The sequence below is a fragment of the Candidatus Jordarchaeum sp. genome, assembly GCF_052745115.1.
The window spans coordinates 1-2,875 of sequence record NZ_JBRAKS010000436.1 but is presented as its reverse complement, the minus strand read 5'-3'; the positions used below and the strand labels follow the sequence as shown (position 1 = coordinate 2,875).

Genomic DNA, 2,875 nt, shown 5'->3' with positions numbered 1-2,875 from the left:
AAATGTTCTCTCCTTTATAAACAAAACCAAATAAACCTAAGAAATACTGGTCCCATTAAAATTAGTTAAACGTATCTGAGGTAATCGACGAATTTTTACTTGTTTATTGGAACTGAAATTAATTATCAAGGCATAAACATCGTAGCTAGTATCCATAAAATCTGTGTTACACCGTCACCTGTAGCTGCTCCGCCCAGTAGGTGCTGATATTTCGTTTCTTCTTGGGCATATTTGGCTTGGTCTGCTTTGTTTCTTCTATAGACATAGTAGTTTAGGAGTCCTCCGAGAATCATTGTGACGCCGATGTAGGGTGGTATTAGTAAACCGACTGCTAGGGAAATGGGTGACCAGTCAGCTTTCGCTAAAATTATTCCAATTGTTAATCCCCCTATGAAAAATATTGCTCCACTTATACTAATTGCACCCATAACCTGTTCGCTCCCTACAAACCAGCTTTGTAAATGAAAGGGTTTAATAAGATCAGCGATCTGTAAACTGAAGGGTTTAAGAGAATCGGGAAGAAGCAGTCTAACCCAATAAGTTATCGGATCAGATACTACACCAACAACACCAGCTCCGCCGATGCCTCCTGTTCCGCCGCCGAGCCAAAGTTCTCTTAATTCTACCATGCTCATGAAGAAGAGTCCTGTAATGGCTGCTGCTGGTGCGGGGAAGGTGACGGTGCCGAATCCTCCATATGAGTAGAGTTGCATAATGATGAATGCTGATGCGAAGGCGCCAAAAATTATGCCTACAAGCATTGCGTTTCTGACTATTTTGTCTTTGACGTTGAGGAATCGTCCTACTTTGATTCTTCCGATGTATCTGCCAGCTGATTGTTGCATTGTGTTGACGATTGTGCTAAAAATAACAATGCTTGGGAAGTTTATGGAAAATATAATGATTGCAGGTACAACTATTGTGTCAGTTAAATAGTTGACTACGAATCCTGCTTCACCTAGAGCAGTTGCAAACCACCACCCGGAAAAGGCAAGTAAAGGTGTGGAAGCTAATGTCAGGTACCAGGGAAAATCAAGAACCTTTAATCCTAAAGCGTTTTGGCTAAATGGATTATTCGTGTTGAATATTAGGATGGTGCCTCCTATAAAAATTGTGAGTACTATTATCATTGGTAGAATTTTTCGCGGTGTGAATATGCCTTGTTCTCTGAGGTTGGCTATACCAAGTTTTACTGATTGTTTCATTTTCTCAAAAGGTCCCATTTTTTGTATTGCTAAATAGGGGGCAGCTTGCTCCGCATCGATTTTTCCTTCGGTTGCAGCCTTAATTAGCTGCTCTTGGAGTTCTTTCATCTTCTTCTGGTCTTCACGGTATTTTAATCCAATTTTTATGAATTCCCAAACTATGTAACTTATCAAAAAGCCCATAGCTGCGTAATAAATCATAGGGAGCATGAAATGTTCGCCGTAGGTTACTAACGGATTACCAAATTCCCAAATAATCCATACGAAAATGGACCAGAGGGCGCCACTAAAAATTAATAGAGCCCTTTTCCAACCTACAAAGTAACCCATTGCTCCAATAAGAGGTGAGTTTGAAATTCCCAAAAATTCAGGCAACGGTCCTTGAGTAAAATATGCGAAGAGTGTTTGATACTGCGGAGGCAGGGTGCCTAACCATAATGTTTTAAGAGACGCTAACCAGCTTGGAAGAAGCGGGATGGCAGGAAACTGGAGTAGGTTAAGTCTAGTAAAAACGCCTAAACCTATGAATGTGCCAGTGTACGCTGCTGCGATACCCATTCCTTTCAAAAGTCTGTTCTTTGCTTCTTCTATAGCGCCTAATCCTTCAATTGTCCTATAAACTGGAATCACACCCGGCCAAGGTCTCTTTAACAACTGTTCCTTGAATGGAAGTAACAAGAATAAGCCAGTTACTCCTGCAAAAAGTCCTAAAACAATCAGAAGCTCTGGAGTAATTAGGCTATTATACCAAATCTCGCCGGCATAATTAACTGGGTTTCCACCAACTGTGATAGTAAATATTGGATTAAGGAAATAAAATATCGGGTCGAGTGTTCTCTCGCTAATTATTCTAGAGTAAATAACTATTGCGGGTAAGCTGGCAATTACACTTATACCTACTAGCATGGACCCCTCCGCAATACTCGTAACCACCACGTTTTCCTGAGGGCTATATTTACCCCAAATTGATAGAAAAATATACCCCAATAAAACAGTACCAGCAATGAAGACTACCCCGGTTTTCAGACTTATATAGACCGCTAGAAAGATGTAGAGAGTCCCTACAATAAGTCCGAATATTATGGCTCTCTTTGTGAAAGGCGACCTTTTAGGAATCTCTGGGCCCACCACTGTTTCTGGCTCTTTTTCCTGTTTCTTGGGCAATAAGAAGACCACACGTAACTTTAAGTAAGGAATTCTTACCTCTAACCATCTATAAAAACTTTTTCTTGAATGCAAGAAAGTACAATCCATCAAAACCTATAGCTTTCCAAAAAATTAGATAAACACCTAAAAACATATAATAGAAACAGAAATGAACATTCGATAGTGCTAATTTAAAAATTGTTGGGAAAGACTTTTTAATAAAAAATAACATCAATAATTCTACTAGAACTCTGCCTGTTACTTTGGGCCCATAGCTCAGCTTGGTTAGAGCGTTCGGCTGATAACCGAAAGACCTTGAGGGAAATACCTGAAAGGGTCAAAGTCACGCGTTCGAATCGCGTTGGGCCCACCATAAAATCCTTCTGTTTTGGATTGAGTTTAAATTAAGTAAGTTCGATAATATAAAAGTCTATGTTAAAACAAAAACAAAGTTTTACAGATTGTAAAAATTCAGTATTTGAAAATGAAATAGGTTATTAAAACTGGTTTTGGCTGGTGAGCAG

Annotated in this window: 1 protein-coding gene and 1 tRNA gene; one reads left to right on the top strand and one right to left on the bottom strand. The window is 39.4% G+C overall.

Going from position 1 to position 2,875, the window contains the following annotated elements; genetic code table 11:
* Positions 1-125 precede the first annotated feature (125 nt).
* A complete protein-coding gene (locus ACUVXA_RS19170) occupies positions 126-2,369 on the bottom strand; it encodes an OPT/YSL family transporter (protein WP_445872895.1) in 2,244 nt (747 codons plus the stop codon).
* Between the two features lie 247 nt (positions 2,370-2,616).
* Between ACUVXA_RS19170 and ACUVXA_RS19165 the strand changes: the two genes are divergently transcribed.
* A tRNA-Ile gene (locus tag ACUVXA_RS19165) sits at positions 2,617-2,724 on the top strand.
* Positions 2,725-2,875 lie beyond the last annotated feature (151 nt).